15 protein-coding genes and 2 pseudogenes are annotated in these 14,963 nt (G+C 33.6%); 1 reads left to right on the top strand and 16 read right to left on the bottom strand.

Going from position 1 to position 14,963, the window contains the following annotated elements; all coding sequences use genetic code 11:
* Positions 1 to 50 precede the first annotated feature (50 nt).
* From uvrC to zapA, 5 genes are all read right to left on the bottom strand, one after another.
* Positions 51 to 1,826 carry an excinuclease ABC subunit UvrC gene (gene uvrC, locus VSF34_RS01625; RefSeq protein WP_326717378.1) on the bottom strand — a complete coding sequence of 592 codons (1,776 nt, stop codon included), beginning with the start codon at positions 1,824 to 1,826 and terminating at the stop codon, positions 51 to 53.
* Positions 1,827 to 1,923: 97 nt separating this feature from the next.
* On the bottom strand, positions 1,924 to 2,235 hold the full coding sequence (gene trxA, locus VSF34_RS01620; protein ID WP_326717994.1) for a thioredoxin: 312 nt from the start codon (positions 2,233 to 2,235) through the stop codon (positions 1,924 to 1,926).
* Positions 2,236 to 2,328: 93 nt separating this feature from the next.
* On the bottom strand, positions 2,329 to 4,701 hold the full coding sequence (locus VSF34_RS01615; RefSeq protein ID WP_326717377.1) for an endonuclease MutS2: 2,373 nt from the start codon (positions 4,699 to 4,701) through the stop codon (positions 2,329 to 2,331).
* A 55-nt stretch (positions 4,702 to 4,756) separates the two neighbouring features.
* Positions 4,757 to 5,305 (bottom strand): CvpA family protein, encoded by a 549-nt coding sequence (locus VSF34_RS01610; protein ID WP_326717376.1) that lies wholly within the window; start codon positions 5,303 to 5,305, stop codon positions 4,757 to 4,759.
* 15 nt (positions 5,306 to 5,320) lie between these two features.
* The gene (zapA, locus tag VSF34_RS01605; RefSeq protein ID WP_326717375.1) at positions 5,321 to 5,797 is read right to left on the bottom strand and encodes a cell division protein ZapA; all 477 of its coding nucleotides are present in this window, start codon (positions 5,795 to 5,797) and stop codon (positions 5,321 to 5,323) included.
* Between the two features lie 149 nt (positions 5,798 to 5,946).
* On the opposite strand from zapA, the gene rnhC reads away from it, so the two are divergent.
* The gene (gene rnhC / locus VSF34_RS01600; protein ID WP_326717374.1) at positions 5,947 to 6,867 is read left to right on the top strand and encodes a ribonuclease HIII; all 921 of its coding nucleotides are present in this window, start codon (positions 5,947 to 5,949) and stop codon (positions 6,865 to 6,867) included.
* A gap of 103 nt (positions 6,868 to 6,970) precedes the next feature.
* Here rnhC and VSF34_RS01595 read toward each other — a convergent pair whose 3' ends face one another.
* From VSF34_RS01595 to VSF34_RS01545, 11 genes and pseudogenes are all read right to left on the bottom strand, one after another.
* Complete coding sequence (locus VSF34_RS01595) at positions 6,971 to 7,867, bottom strand: D-ribose ABC transporter substrate-binding protein (RefSeq protein WP_326717993.1); 897 nt, start codon at positions 7,865 to 7,867, stop codon at positions 6,971 to 6,973.
* Between the two features lie 50 nt (positions 7,868 to 7,917).
* Positions 7,918 to 8,868: an ABC transporter permease gene (locus VSF34_RS01590; protein ID WP_326717373.1), complete on the bottom strand. Its 951-nt coding sequence runs from the start codon at positions 8,866 to 8,868 to the stop codon at positions 7,918 to 7,920.
* Positions 8,868 to 10,016, bottom strand: a pseudogene (locus VSF34_RS01585) (sugar ABC transporter ATP-binding protein); the annotation flags it as partial. The gene VSF34_RS01590 and the pseudogene VSF34_RS01585, both read right to left, overlap by 1 nt.
* A 7-nt stretch (positions 10,017 to 10,023) precedes the next feature.
* The gene (locus tag VSF34_RS01580) at positions 10,024 to 10,983 is read right to left on the bottom strand and encodes an IS30 family transposase (RefSeq protein WP_326716323.1); all 960 of its coding nucleotides are present in this window, start codon (positions 10,981 to 10,983) and stop codon (positions 10,024 to 10,026) included.
* A gap of 107 nt (positions 10,984 to 11,090) precedes the next feature.
* Positions 11,091 to 11,426 (bottom strand): annotated as a pseudogene (locus VSF34_RS01575) (ATP-binding cassette domain-containing protein); the annotation flags it as partial.
* 20 nt (positions 11,427 to 11,446) lie between these two features.
* Positions 11,447 to 11,839, bottom strand: a complete 393-nt coding sequence (gene rbsD / locus VSF34_RS01570; protein ID WP_326717372.1) for a D-ribose pyranase — start codon at positions 11,837 to 11,839, stop codon at positions 11,447 to 11,449.
* A gap of 3 nt (positions 11,840 to 11,842) precedes the next feature.
* Positions 11,843 to 12,712 (bottom strand): ribokinase, encoded by an 870-nt coding sequence (gene rbsK, locus VSF34_RS01565; protein ID WP_326717371.1) that lies wholly within the window; start codon positions 12,710 to 12,712, stop codon positions 11,843 to 11,845.
* 108 nt (positions 12,713 to 12,820) lie between these two features.
* Positions 12,821 to 13,780 carry a LacI family DNA-binding transcriptional regulator gene (locus tag VSF34_RS01560; protein WP_326717370.1) on the bottom strand — a complete coding sequence of 320 codons (960 nt, stop codon included), beginning with the start codon at positions 13,778 to 13,780 and terminating at the stop codon, positions 12,821 to 12,823.
* A gap of 78 nt (positions 13,781 to 13,858) precedes the next feature.
* Positions 13,859 to 14,167 carry a DUF1292 domain-containing protein gene (locus VSF34_RS01555; protein WP_326717369.1) on the bottom strand — a complete coding sequence of 103 codons (309 nt, stop codon included), beginning with the start codon at positions 14,165 to 14,167 and terminating at the stop codon, positions 13,859 to 13,861.
* Positions 14,168 to 14,237: 70 nt separating this feature from the next.
* The gene (ruvX, locus tag VSF34_RS01550) at positions 14,238 to 14,657 is read right to left on the bottom strand and encodes a Holliday junction resolvase RuvX (RefSeq protein WP_326717368.1); all 420 of its coding nucleotides are present in this window, start codon (positions 14,655 to 14,657) and stop codon (positions 14,238 to 14,240) included.
* Positions 14,654 to 14,923: an IreB family regulatory phosphoprotein gene (locus VSF34_RS01545; protein WP_326717367.1), complete on the bottom strand. Its 270-nt coding sequence runs from the start codon at positions 14,921 to 14,923 to the stop codon at positions 14,654 to 14,656. The genes ruvX and VSF34_RS01545 overlap by 4 nt, the downstream gene beginning before the upstream one ends.
* Positions 14,924 to 14,963 lie beyond the last annotated feature (40 nt).

Raw genomic sequence — 14,963 nt, 5'->3', positions numbered from 1 at the left:
TCCAAAATCTGGTACCGATTGTATCATTTTTTAAGCTTTTTGACCATGAATTAATTATGATTAAAATGTTTAAAAACATTCTCAGCCACATCTTTTGGAAGTCCTACTTCTTGTAACTCACCAATTGATGCCTGTTCAATATTCTTTAGAGACTTAAATTCTTTTAATAATAATTTTTTCCGTTTAGGTCCAAGTCCTGTAATACCATCAAGTTTTGATGCAAAACTCGTTTTACTTCTAGTCGCTCTGTGAAAAGTAATAGCAAAACGATGGACTTCATCTTGTATACGCTGTAATAAAAAGAATTCAGGTGAATTACGTTTTAACAAAATCACATCTAGTTGAGGTCCAAATAACAACTCACTTGTTTTATGTTGATCGTTTTTAGCAAGACCAGCAATGGGAATATCAATTCCTAGTTGGTTATCCAATACCTCCTTAGCCGCATGAACTTGACCTTTCCCTCCGTCAATTAAAATCAAATCAGGCATAGGAAGATTATCTTTAATCACTCTTGAGTACCTTCTATAGATAACTTCTTTCATAGAAGCATAATCGTCAGGGCCTTCAACGGTTTTGATTTTAAATTTTCGGTAATCTTTTTTCGAAGGCTTTCCATCCACATAAACAACCATAGCAGAAACAGGATCTACTCCCATAATATTAGAGTTATCAAACGCCTCAATTCTATAAGGCGTTGGTATTCGCATCGCTTGGCCCAACTTATCAACAGCGCCAATGGTTCTGTCTTCTTTTTTCTCAATCAAACTAAACTGATCTCTTAAGTATATTTTGGCATTTTTATTAGCCAGCTCAACTAAGTCTTTTTTCTCACCACGCTTTGGTTGTAAGATTTTGGTTGGAATAATCGCCTCAACTAATTTTTTATCTACATTTTGAGGTAGTAAAACTTCCTTAGGGATAAAATGGTGATTTTCTTGATAAAATTGTCCAATAAAAGATAAGAAGTCATCTTCAGGGTCAGCATAAAAAGGAAAATCAAATACATTTCGCTCAATTAATTTGCCTTGTCTGACAAAAAAGACTTGAACGACCATCCAGCCTTTATCAGCATAAAAACCAAAAACATCTCGGTCGATAAAATCAGCGTTCGTCATTTTTTGCTTTGTCATCACCGATTGAATGGACTGGATTTGGTCACGGTATTCTGCTGCTTTTTCAAATTCCATGTCTTCTGAAGCTTGTATCATTTTTTTCTCAATATCTTTTTGAATGTCAGTATAGCCACCATTTAAAAAAGATTTAATCTCCTCTACCATTCCTTTGTACTGCTCTTCAACCTCTTTATTGATACAAGGACCTAAGCATTGACCCATATGATAATACAAGCACACTTCATTAGGTAGATTTTTACATTTTCTCAAAGGATAAATTCTATCTAACAATCGTTTAGTTTCATTTGCTGCCCTAACATCAGGGTAAGGTCCAAAATAAATAGCATTATCTTTTAAGACTTTTCTAGTAATTAGTAGTCTAGGGGCTTTTTCATTTGTAATTTTAATAAAGGGATAACTTTTATCATCTTTTAGCATAATATTGTATTTCGGTTTATTTTCTTGAATTAAATTGATCTCAAGTAATAAAGCCTCTATGTCTGATTCTGTGATGATGGTTTCAAAGTCTTCGATTTCACTAACTAGTCTTTGAGTCTTTCCGTCATGACTTCCTGTAAAATATGATCTCACTCTATTTTTTAAAATCTTTGCTTTTCCCACATAGATAATAGTTCCTTGCTTATCACGCATTAAGTAGCATCCAGGTTGATCAGGTAACAATGCCAATTTATGTTTAATGGTTTCATTCATCTTTTTCACCTCTTTTAAATTCTACTCTAGTATACCCTCACTCATAAAAAAAATCATTCAGTGAACCCTTAAGGCTCACTGAATGATCAAATTATTCTTATAGATATTTATTGAAAAGTAATTCTAATTGAGGTTTTTGTTGTACTCCAACTAATTGTTCAACTACTTGCCCATCTTTTTTAAGTAGAAGAGTTGGAATACTCATAATACCATGAGCTTGACTCGTTGCAGGATTATCATCAACGTTAACTTTAACAATTTTCACTTTATCTTGATACTCTGTTGCTAAACCATCTAAAATAGGTCCTTGCATACGACATGGTCCACACCAAGGTGCCCAAAAATCTACTAAAACTAAACCTTCACTTGTTTTCTCTTCAAAATTTTGATCTGTAATATTTTCTACCATTTCTTTGTCATCTCCTAAATCATTCATTTATTTATTTATTTATAAATAAAGTGTACCATATGGGGTAATTATAGACTAGAAATCTGCTCACGATTAAAAACTAACAATCGTTGCTCCGTCTCCGCCTTGATTTGCGGGGGCATACTCATATTTTTTAACTCGGCTATTTCTCTTTAAATAATCTTGTACACCTTTTTTAAGTGCACCAGTCCCTCTTCCGTGGACAATAGTTACTTGTGGGTAACCAGCTAGAAGCGCAGAATCAATATATTGATCTACTTCTGCAATAGCTTCTTCAAAGCGCTTGCCTCTTAAATCTAGCTGCGTATTGACAGAACGCCTACTTCCGCCACTATCACCTCTGACGTGTGCAACTCTGACTTTTTCTTCTTTTTCAGGTACGACTTTAGTTAATCCTGATTCTGCAATGTTCATCTTTAAAACGCCAACTTGAACCATCCACTCTTTATTACTAATTTTCTCAATTAAACTACCTCGTTGACCAAATGCTTCTACCATGACATCATCACCTGGTTTAAAATCTTTTTTAGCTTTGGCTTTCTTCAAGACTTTATTTTCAGATAAATGATTCTCATCATGTTTTAAATCAGCAAGTTGGGATTTAGCAGCAATTAATTCATGTTCTTTAACCGATCCACTATCCCCTGTTTTAAGTTGCAACTGACGAATATCTTTGATCATTTTATCTGATTCAACTTGAGCCTTAGAAATGATTTCATTGGCTTCTTTTTTAGCTTTGTTCATCTCTTTTTCACGTTCACTAAAAAACAATTCATAAGCTTCTTTTAAATCAAGATATAAATTTTCCGCCTCGTCAACAAAATGTCTGACTTCTAAATATTCTGTCTCTGTCATCTTACGCTGATTCTCTAAGTCACTAATCATCTCATTTAAATCTTGACTCTCACCATCAATAATTTGTTTTGATTGTTCTATAATATCAGGTGATAATCCTAGACGCTTTGAAATATCAAAGGCATTACTACGTCCTGGAATACCAATTAATAAGCGGTAAGTTGGACTTAGTGTATCCACATCAAACTCCATACTAGCATTAATTGTCTTAGCTCTATTATATCCATAGATTTTCAGCTCAGGATAATGAGTGGTTGCCATAACGTAAGCACCTATTGCACCAACTCTATCCAAAATAGAAATCGCTAAAGCTGCACCTTCTTGTGGGTCAGTCCCAGCTCCAAGTTCATCAAATAAAACCAAACTATTTTCATCTAGTTCATCTAAAATAGAGACAATGTTTGTCATATGAGATGAGAAGGTTGATAAATTTTGCTCAATAGACTGCTCATCCCCAATATCAGCATAAATATTAGAGAATACGCCAATCACACTCTCCTCATCAGCTGGAATGGCAAGTCCTGCTTGACCCATTAATTGAAGTAAACCTAATGTTTTTAGCGTAATTGTTTTACCCCCAGTATTAGGACCAGTAATCACAACGGCTTGATACTCATCACCTATTGTAATATCATTTGGTACTACTTTATCTGGATCAATCAAAGGATGTCTTGCTTGTTTTAAGAATACTTTCTTCTCAGAACTTAATTTTGGAACCACCGCTTTGATTTCTTTTCCGTAACGTGCTTTTCCGTTAATAAAATCTAATTTCCCTAAGACAAAAGCATTTTGTAAAATATCATGACGAAAAGGGGCAATTTCATTAGACAATTCAGCTAAAATCCTCTCAATTTCCTTACGTTCAGCAATTTGATGTTGTCTTAAACGATTATTTAGATCTACTACTTGCCTTGGCTCCACAAACACTGTCTGACCAGAGGCGCTTTGGTCATGTACTACGCCACCAAACTGACTACGATATTCACTTTTAACTGGGATAACGTAGCGATCATTACGCATAGTAACAATCGTATCGCTTAAATACTTCGCCTTACTACCACGAATAATACCATCAAGTTGCTCTCTAACTGACTGCTCACTTTTTTTAATACTTTGTCTAATTTGTTTTAGTTCACTCGATGCGTCATCAGTGACACAACCATCCTCATCAACTGAACGTTTAATGACTCTTGCAATATCTGGTAAGGCAATCATTTTATCGGACCATTCGTATAAACGATGTAATTCAATCTCTAACTCTTTTAAATCATCAAAAAATGACTGAATTTCAAGAACAGATTGTAAAACTCGTCCTACTTGAGCTAATTCCAATCCATTTAACATTGCTCCAATTTCTATTCGTTTCATGTGGGGTTTTATATTTTCTAATACGGGCATAGGTATACCACCACGTAATCTTAAAACTGTCATACCATCTTCAGTTTCTAATAATGCTTCTTCAATCTCTTGGTATTTATTTGTCGGAGTTAATGTTGTTAAGTGCTCTGTACCTAATTTTGTCACCATATACTTAGAAAGGTGTTGCTTTATTTTTTCAAATTCTAATACATCTAAAATCCTTTTTTTCATTATGTCACATCCTCATTTTGACTTCTAAAATGAAAGAGAACCACGCACGGCTCTCTTACTTAATAATATCTGTAATCCACCATCTATGTAAATCACTTGATAAAAATGGCGTCTTCTCTACCATAAAACTAGCTAAACTACTTGATTTAAAAGCTGATTGAATAAAATCTAGTGGTATCATACTCAACATGGTAAGCACCAAAACCAACCCAATATATGTGACAAACGTATTGACTAAAGCCCCTGCTAGAGAGTTACCTTTTTTAAGAAGAAAGGTAAATGTTAACCTATAGCATAACATGCCCACAAATTTTGTTAATAAATATCCCACAAATAAAACTAAAATAAAACCAAAAGATGCATAAAAAGCTTTATCTAAGTCAAAGACTAAAGCATTATCCATAATCGTAAAATGAGTTTTTGGGGTTGGTGCTGGGTAAGGAACAAACAACTCAATTTTCTTCCCCACACTTTTATAAAAATGTTTTGCAGCCATAAAACTTAGTGTATACCCTAAAAAATAGACAATCTGTAAGGCTAAACCACGTCTATAACCTGCATAAAAAGCTGTTCCTAAAATGATGATACTTATAATTGTTAACATAAATTCAAACCTTACTTAATTATTATTTGTGAAGACTTGTTCTTTTTTTTGACTATTATTCTTTTTTATTTTCTCTTTAACTTGTTCGTTTAGCACTTTTTGAACTTCAATTTGATTTAGTGCTTCTTCTTCTGTTAATTCACGATTTTCACTTATGATTTTTTTTCTAGCTTCTTTTTCACGCTCAGCAATACGTTCAAGACGCTCTTCAAGTTCGAACATTTTTTCTAATTCTTTTTCCAAATAATCTCTTTCCTCTTTCAAGCTAACAATAATCTCTTGTTGTTTCACCTGATTGGAAATCGTATTAATAGCTAGCAAGACTGCAACTTGTTCTGTTGTCAAAGTTGGACCTTGTTGTTTGATCATCTCAATCTGTTCATTCGCTAAATCACTTACCATATCCATATGAAAATGACTTTCTTTACCAATAATAGTATAGGTCTTACCAGCTATATTAGCTTTGTAGCGTTTTTTCTCTTCTTGAGTCATAATGTGACCTCCCTCTTCCTTTGACTAATACAATTAATAACAATTATAGCGAATTTCTAGAGGATTGACAATTTTCATTTCTCTACATATCCATTAAGTAAAATCATGCTATACTAAATCAATACTATTTAACATAAAGGATGAAGCTCATGCAAGAAACAATAACCAAAGTCTGTAGTGTGTCTACCATAAAAAAAATGAAAGAAACTTATCAATCACAACTTGTTAAGACACCGCCCTATGCTGTGTTTCAAGCTAAAAAAAGTGGCGTGACAATCACAGCTTATGAATCAGGAAAAGTTGTTTTTCAAGGTGTAGATGCTCGTGATGAGACTAATAAATGGAGCGGAGAAATTAAGGAGAAAAAAGAGAGTGCAACAACAAAAAACTCTCCATTACCTAAAGATTTTGATACTTGGTCAGTAGTTGGTAGTGATGAAGTAGGCAATGGTAGTTATTTAGGACCTGTTGTTGTATGTGCTACTTATGTTGAACACAAACATATGGCCCTCTTAAAAGAGTTAGGTGTTAAAGACTCTAAAATGCTAACAGATAAGGATATTAGGAGAATTGCTAAAGAAATTATTCATGTTATCCCCTACAAACGTTTAACTGTTACACCAGAAAAATACAATGACATACAACCTAGATATAATGTTAACCGAATGAAAGTAGCCCTGCACAATCAAGCTATCTACCTATTACTAAAAGAAATCGCACCAATCAAACCAGAAGGTATTTTAATTGATCAATTCACACCTGAAGCTAATTATCGTAAATACTTGAAACAAGAACAACACCCTGTCACCTCTCCTCTTTATTTTACAACAAAAGGAGAACAATACCATTTGTCAGTAGCTGCTGCTTCCATTATTTGCCGAGCTGAATTTTTAGAAGAATTAGATAAGGCAAGTAGTGAATTAGGCTTTACTGTTCCTTCTGGAGCAGGAGCAGCTTCTGATATGGCTGCGGCTAAAATTTTAAAACAAGGTGGCCTATCTTTACTAAATAAATATGCGAAACTTCATTTTGCTAATACCAAAAAAGCCCAAGCTATTTTTAACCGGTAGTCTTATTATTTTAAAGGAGATAAAAAGCCTTAAAAATCCCATTCACATTAATTGCATGGGACTTTTAAGGCTTTTGACTTATTTTATATCTAGATTAAACTATTTACTTGTACTCCACAAGTTCTAGTGGTGAATCAATTTTAGGAGAAATATCTTTTCCTTCAAAATAATCATAAGCTGCTTGAAGTGACAATTTACCCATTTCAACTGGTTGCTGAGCAATAGTAGCAGCTATTTTCCCTTCGGAAACAGCTTTAATACCATCATCATTGCCATCAAATCCGACAACGATGACATCTTTTTTTCCAACAGATTTTAATGCCTCAGCAGCACCTAATGCCATCTCATCATTTTGGGCAAAGACTGCCTGTATATCTGAATTGGACTGTAACATATTCTCCATAACCGTTAAACCTTTAGCTCGGTCAAAATCAGCCGTTTGACTTTGGATGATATCTAAATCATTTTTGGCAATATTCTCAAAACCTTCTCCCCGCTCTCTTGTTGCTGAAGCACCAGGAGTTCCTTCTAGTTGGGCAACTTTAGCACCTTTACCTACTTTTTCAACAATAAAATTAGCAGCCATTTCTCCACCTTTAACATTATCAGAAGTGACAAACGTTAAAACTTCGCCACCATCTGAGCTTCTATCAATAGTAATCACAGGAATATTGGCAGCATTAGCAGATTCAACAGCATTTTGAATAGCTGAGGAGTCCACTGGGTTAACTAAGATGACATCCACTTTTTGCTGAATCAAATCATCCATGTCATTACTTTGTTTAGAGGCATCATTTTGTGCGTCAGAAATAATTGTCTTAGTATCATTCTCACTAGCTAAAGTTGTAATACCTTCTTTGACAGACACAAAGAATGGATTATTAAGAGTGGAAATACTCACACCAACCTTTAAATCAGATGCTTGTTTTTCTTCCTTGACAGTTTCTTGTCCACCATCATTATCACCCAATGATACTGCATTACACCCTGCCAAGAACATTGTTAAGCCTGCCGTTAATAGTAATAATTTCTTTTTCACTTTTTTTCCTCCTAATCTTTATTTTGTTTTCTATCTAATAAAACAGCGATAATGATAACAATTCCTTTTACAATTTGCTGATAGAAACTAGATACACCTAGTAAATTTAGTCCATTATTTATAGTTCCTATAATTAAAGCACCAACTAATGTACCAAATAGTCCACCTTTACCACCAGATAGACTTGTACCACCTAAAACTACAGCTGCAATAGCATCCATTTCGTAAGCTTGACCAGATGTTGGTTGTGCTGAATTTAATCGTGATGTTAAAATAATACCTGATATTGAAGCCATCAAACCTGAAATCGTATAAATAATAATTTGGACTCTATCTGTTTTGACACCAGCAATTTTAGCAGCTTTAATATTACCTCCAACAGCATAAGTTTTCTTACCAAAAGCTGTTTTATGTAATAAGATATATAAGATGATAAAAAATAATAGCATAATCACAATTGGAAATGGGATTCCAAATAGATAACCTTTACCAATAAATTGGAATAAAAAACTATCCCCTATACCAGTTATTGGGTTGCCGTCTGTGTAAACTAAAGTTGCTCCTCTATAAATTGTCATCGTGGCTAATGTGGCAATAAACGGAGCCATTTTTCCCTTTGTAATCAATAAACCATTTAATAATCCTAAAAATGAACCTAAAATCATTCCAATTAACATGGCAATAGCTGGTGATATACCATTAGTTATGAGTCCTGCTGTTAAGGCTCCTGATAAAGCTAAAATAGAACCAACTGATAAATCAATACCTCCTGTTAAAATGACAAAACTCATTCCAAAGGCAATTAAAGCATTAATCGAAATTTGTCTTAATAAATTTAATAGATTATTTGGAGCAATAAAATTGGGGTTTAAAATTGTAACAACGATGACTAAAACGATTAAGGCCAGTAAAGGCCCTAGGGAGCCAAGACTAACTTTTCTTTTCTTTATATTCTCCATCATTAATTTCCTCCTGTTGCTAAGTTCATGATTTTTTCTTGTGTGGCCTCTTCTTTTATCAACTCACCAGCAATTTGACCTTCTCTAACGACTACTATCCGGTCACTAATACTAATAACTTCTGGTAAATCACTTGATATGACGATAATAGCCACTCCTCTTGCCGCTAATTCATTCATCAATAAATAAATTTCTCGCTTTGCACCAACATCAACACCTCTAGTTGGTTCATCTAAAATTAAAACTTGCGGGCCAATACCAACCCACTTAGCTAGTACAACTTTTTGTTGGTTTCCACCAGACAAACTACTTGCAGTATCATTCATGCTTTCTGCTTTAACAGTTAGACGCTTAAGAAGTAATTCTACGAAGTCATTGGATGTTTTTTGGTCAATGACTCCTTTTTTTACAAAATTATCAACAGAAGGAAGCAATACATTATCTTTTAGACTAAAATCTAAAATCAACCCTTCTTCTTTTCTATCTTCTGTTAAGAAGCCTATTCCGTGCTTTATAGCATCAAAGGGCTCTTTTATACTGACTACTTTTCCTTCTATGAGTATTTCGCCTGAGTCATGTGAATCAATCCCAAAAATAGCTCGCATTATTTCTGTTCTGCCGGCTCCCATTAACCCTGAAAAACCTAATATTTCACCTTCATTTACAGAAAACGATACATCATGAAATAAATTTTTTGATGACAAATTTTTAACCTCAAATTTTACTTCCCCTATAGGATTTGTCTTTTCAGGATAAAAATCTCCAATATCACGTCCTACCATATCACGAACAATTTGATCCATTTCTACATCTTTAATTCGATAAGTACTGATTGAGTGCCCATCTCTCATAATTGTGATTCGGTCACATAACTCAAAAATTTCTTCCATTCTATGCGAGATGTAAACAATGGCTACTCCTTTTTCCTTTAATTTCCTGATAATCTTGAACAAGTTATTTATTTCTGATTCTGATAGTGCTGCTGTTGGTTCATCCATAATCAACACTTGTCCATTTAACATTAGTGACTTTGCAATCTCTAGCATTTGTTGTTCACCAACGGAAAGATTGGATACTTGCTCATTAATATCCAAAGAAATCTGTAACTCTTGAAAAATAGCATCAGCACCTTGTGCCATTTTTTTATTGTTTCATTTGTCAAATTAAGCTAGACAAAATGTCATTGTCTACATAGCTCAAAAATACTTCTAATGGTGTTTTATAGTTTAATGATTTTCTAGGAATATTATTTCTTTTGGATGCAACAGATTGAATGAAAGATTCATCAACTTCGTTGAAATCCATTTTCTTAGGCAATCCATCCTTACGCAATAGTCCATTAGAATTTTCATTTAAACCTCGTTGTGAAGGTGTACCAGGGTCAGCAAAGTAGATATCAATATCATTTAAGTTACTGATAGATTTCCAGTTAGAAAATTCTTTGCCACAATCAAATGTGATAGATTTAAACAAGTGATTAGGGCATTTTTTTAACCATTCATTTAAGCTATTCTCAATATCTATAGCGTGTCTCCCTGTTGGCTTTAAGGTAATAATAACTTTTGATAACCTTTCAACTAATGTAATAACAGCACTTTTATGATTTTTCCCAACAATAGTGTCACCTTCTAGGTGACCAAATTCACTTTGAAACTCGTTATGCTCAGCGTCTCTCTGATGAATGGTTCGTTTAAATGCTTGTTTACCTCGTTTTTCTTTATGCCCATTAGGTTTTCTTTTACCTTTCATTGGTAAAGTTGTGGAATCAAAAGATTCACGCGAGAACAATCTATAAAGTGTCCGAACAGAACAAGAAATAGAAATCTCAGCACGACCGATAATCACGTCAGGAGTCCATCCTTGAGCCACTTTGTTTTGAATATATTTTGTTTCATTATCAGGTAAAGAAATAGGACGCCTTCCACATTTCTTTTTATTTTTTTTGTATCTTTGATAGTAATCTAGAATAGATAATCCCTCATTTAAAGCGTTGTAAACATTATAAATAGTTTGTCTTGATCTTTTTAAAGTATCAGCAACATGTTTAACTTTTTTAGCTTGGTGATAATAAGATTCTATTAAAACAAGCTCGTCTGTAGTAAGATGTATATAGGTCATTTGTGATCACTCTCCTTGTTTTCTTTCGTCGGAAATACAATTTGGACAATTTGAGTGTATCACAAATGATTTTTTTATTTGTCTAGCTTAATTTTACAATCGGCGTTGTCTAATAAACCAAAAGACGTTTTAATTTCTCGGTTCAAGTACATATTTTCTAAGACAGTCATATTTGAAAAAGTATTCATCTCTTGATGGATAAAAGTTAACCCAAATTCTTCTGCCTCTTTTGGATTATGAAAGTATTTTTCTTGACCGTCAATTAAGATACTCCCAGAATCTTTTTTATGCAATCCTGTTAAGATATTCATTAATGTAGATTTACCTGCACCATTCTCACCCATCAAGGCATGAATTTCACCTGCATGTAGTTCAAAATCAACACTCTCTAAGACATGATTTGTTCCAAAACTTTTATTAATCTCAGTCATTTGAACGTCCATAATATAACCTCCCTCCTATTTTAAAAACAAACAGCTGATTGTAATATGATATTGGCATAAGGGCTAGCTTCCCCTGTTCGAATAATTGCTTTAACATGATGACTTTTTTCTTTAAATTTTCTATGTGACACAAAAGAAGTCGGTACCTTTATCAAGTCTTTTATTTTTTGATATAGCTCATAATTGTACTCTAATATTTCGTCTGCTAAAACTAGCTCTTCAATAACAACCTCTGATAATATAACTTCTAAAACTGATATAAAATCAGGTGTTCCCAGCACCAAGGAAATATCAATCTCTTTAACACCATTTGGAATAGGTAAACCACAATCAGCTATAATAATTTGATCTGTATGTCTTAAATCATCAACTACTTTAGATATCTCTGAATTAAGTAGGCCATGTTTTTTCATATGTTATTCAATCTCCTCGATAAAAGGAATACCACGTTGTGCTCCTTTTTTTTGAATTGATAGTGCTGATGATTTATTACCTAATTTTAAACACTCTAAAAGAGATAACTCCTCAGCAATACCTTTAGCTAAATACCCGTTAAATGTATCTCCAGCTCCTGTTGTATCAACTACATTTGTGACATGTTCTGCTTTAACAATGACATTTTCTAAGCCGTTGTGGTATATAACACCTCTATCCCCTAAAGTAACAATCAGCTTATTAGGGTATTTCTCTAGCATGTCATCTAAAGTATCATCAGGAAATAAAATAGCAAATTCTCCTTCATTAGGAGTTAAAAAGTCGACTTTTTCAATATATTCAGCTCCTATATCAGCTACAGGTGCTGGATTATAAAGTACCTTAATACTCTGTTCATGACAAAAATCGATCACATATTTCACTGTTTCTATGGGGATTTCATTTTGTAAAACAATCACATCCATAGCTTTTAACTTTTCCTGATAGAATTGAATCATATCTATTTTTGTATAAGCATTACTTCCAGGTACGACAATAATACGATTGTCGCCATCTTTGATTTGAATGTGAGCAGAGCCACTTTCAACACCTTCAACTTTTTTCATCATCGAAATATCCACGTTGTTTTCTTTTAGATTATTAAGTAACAAATCTGCTTGGTAATCTGAACCTACTGAACCCAACATAAATACTTCGGCTCCAGCACGACTTGCTGCAATAGCTTGATTAGCACCTTTACCTCCAAAATATGTATTAAAGCTATCACCTAAAACCGTCTCTCCTTGTTTTGGAATCTGCTTTGTTGTAACAACAAAATCAGTTGACAAACTTCCAATAACACCTATTTTCATTATCTTCATCTCCTATTATGAGTAACCGGTTACCTATTTACTTAAAAAATGTAACCGGTTACCTTTGTTTGTATAGTAACATCTAAAATAGATGTTGTAAACCTTTTTTTATCTCAAACTTTCGCCATTTTGAAGTTCAACAGGTAAAATATATTCTTTGATCTCAGCTGTAGAACCACTTAATGCTTCTATCATCACTTCAGCTGTTTTTTTACCTAATTCATAAGCAGGTTGCTTAATAGTTGTTAGTTTAGGGTATGTCATCTCTGTGAAAGGGATGCCGTCATAACCAATAATCTGTAAGTCTTTTGGTATAGATAAACCTAACTGCTGTGCTTTTTGCATCATTTTTAAAGCCAAATAATCATTTGATGCAACAAGTGTATCAACATGTTTATACTTCTCAAAAAAAACAGAACTAATGGTGTCAATATCTGAAACATTAAAAGATAACGACTCATAAATTTCATAAGAACTTGTTTCTTTATCAATCACATCTAATAAGCCATTTAATCTATTTTTAGCACTTTCAAATGACAAGTCTCCGGTAATAATTAAAATATTGTTGAATGTTGTCGTAAGTAATTTTTCACCTATTAACCGACCACCTAGGTAATCATCTGGTAAAACAGTATTAATATGACTATCATAAACACGGTCAACCCCTACAACAATCATATTTTCCAATGGCTCAATGGGTAGAGCTGTGATAATACCACTAACATTATTTTGGGCAAATGTTGTCATATATTGATTTAATTGTTTTGTTGAATCAGCCGTATTTGCTAGTAACATCATATAACCATTTTTAATTAAAGTTTCTTCTATACCTTTAGCTATCAAAGGAAAATAGGGGTTAGTAATGTCTGGAAGTAACACACCTATTAATTTTGATTTTTTTTGAGATAAGGATCTAGCTATCTCATTTGGAACATAATTTAGTTCTTTTATAGCTATTGCTATTTTTTCACCTGTCTGCACTCTAACATAGCCTCTATTATTAATATACCTTGAGACACTTGCTACAGAGACACCAGCATGTTGTGCAACGTCTTTTATAGTCACCATTAACCTTCACCTCTTGACTTATTTAATCTATCTATAAACAAAAAGTGAGGCTGACTTTTAGGTCAGCCTCTATATCTTTTACTCTTCTTCTTCTGCTTCGTCTTCAAATGCGTTGAAAACTTCTTCAATCATGTCCCACTCTGCATCTGTTTCGATTTCTTGTAATTTGCCTTCTGCTTCATCTTCTGCTTGTTCATAAGCATAAGCTAATAATTCAACTTCTTCGCCTTCTGGAGTACTTGCATCATATAATAATACATAGTCTTTCCCAAATTGCTCTTGTCCATCAATTGTTAAGTGAATACGGAATAAAACCTCGTTACCTTCTTCATCAATTAATGTGATTAAATCATCTGCATCTTGGCTGTGATCATGGATATCTGTCATAGTGATTTCCTCTTTTCTATTGTATTCTACTTACCTCATCCATTATACAAAAAAAAAGACAAAAAGGCTATTAAACCTTCTTGTCTAAATAATTTTGCAAAATAATAACAGCTGCAAGTTTGTCAATCACCTTTTTACGTTTTGCACGTGATGTATTGGCTTGCTCGATTAGCATTCTTTCTGCTGCTGCTGTTGATAAACGCTCATCTTGATACTCAACAGGTAAATGAAATGTCTCAATTAATAAATCTCCATAATAAATGGCAGCCTCTGCTCTTGGGCCGATAGTATTATTCATATTCTTAGGTAAGCCAACAACAAATTTTTCTACCTGATACTCTTTGACAATCTCACCTAAGCGCTCAATACCAAACTCTTCTTCATCTTCATTGATTTTGATGATTTCAATACCTTGAGCCGTCCATCCCATTAAATCACTTACAGCTACTCCCACTGTTCTAGAGCCAACGTCTAATCCCATTATTCTCATGATAAGTTAATGCCACTATCCACTAAATAGCTTTTTACTAACTCTTCCATGATTTCATCACGTTCATGACGACGAATCAAGTTTCTTGCATCTTGATAACGTGGAATATAAGCTGGATCGCCAGATAATAGGTAACCAACAATTTGGTTAATTGGGTTGTATCCTTTTTCTTTTAATGCTGAATAAACGATAGCTAATGTTTCGCTAACTTCTTTTTTATTATTGTCGCCAAAATCAAATTGGACTGTCTCATCTGTAAAACTCATTGGATTACCCCCTTAAAATTATCATTCATACTTCATTCTA

The sequence above is a fragment of the Vagococcus jeotgali genome, assembly GCF_035918315.1.
Lineage (GTDB): Bacteria > Bacillota > Bacilli > Lactobacillales > Vagococcaceae > Vagococcus > Vagococcus jeotgali.
Note: the sequence above shows the minus strand (reverse complement) of the source record. Positions and strands in the feature narration are given on the sequence as shown.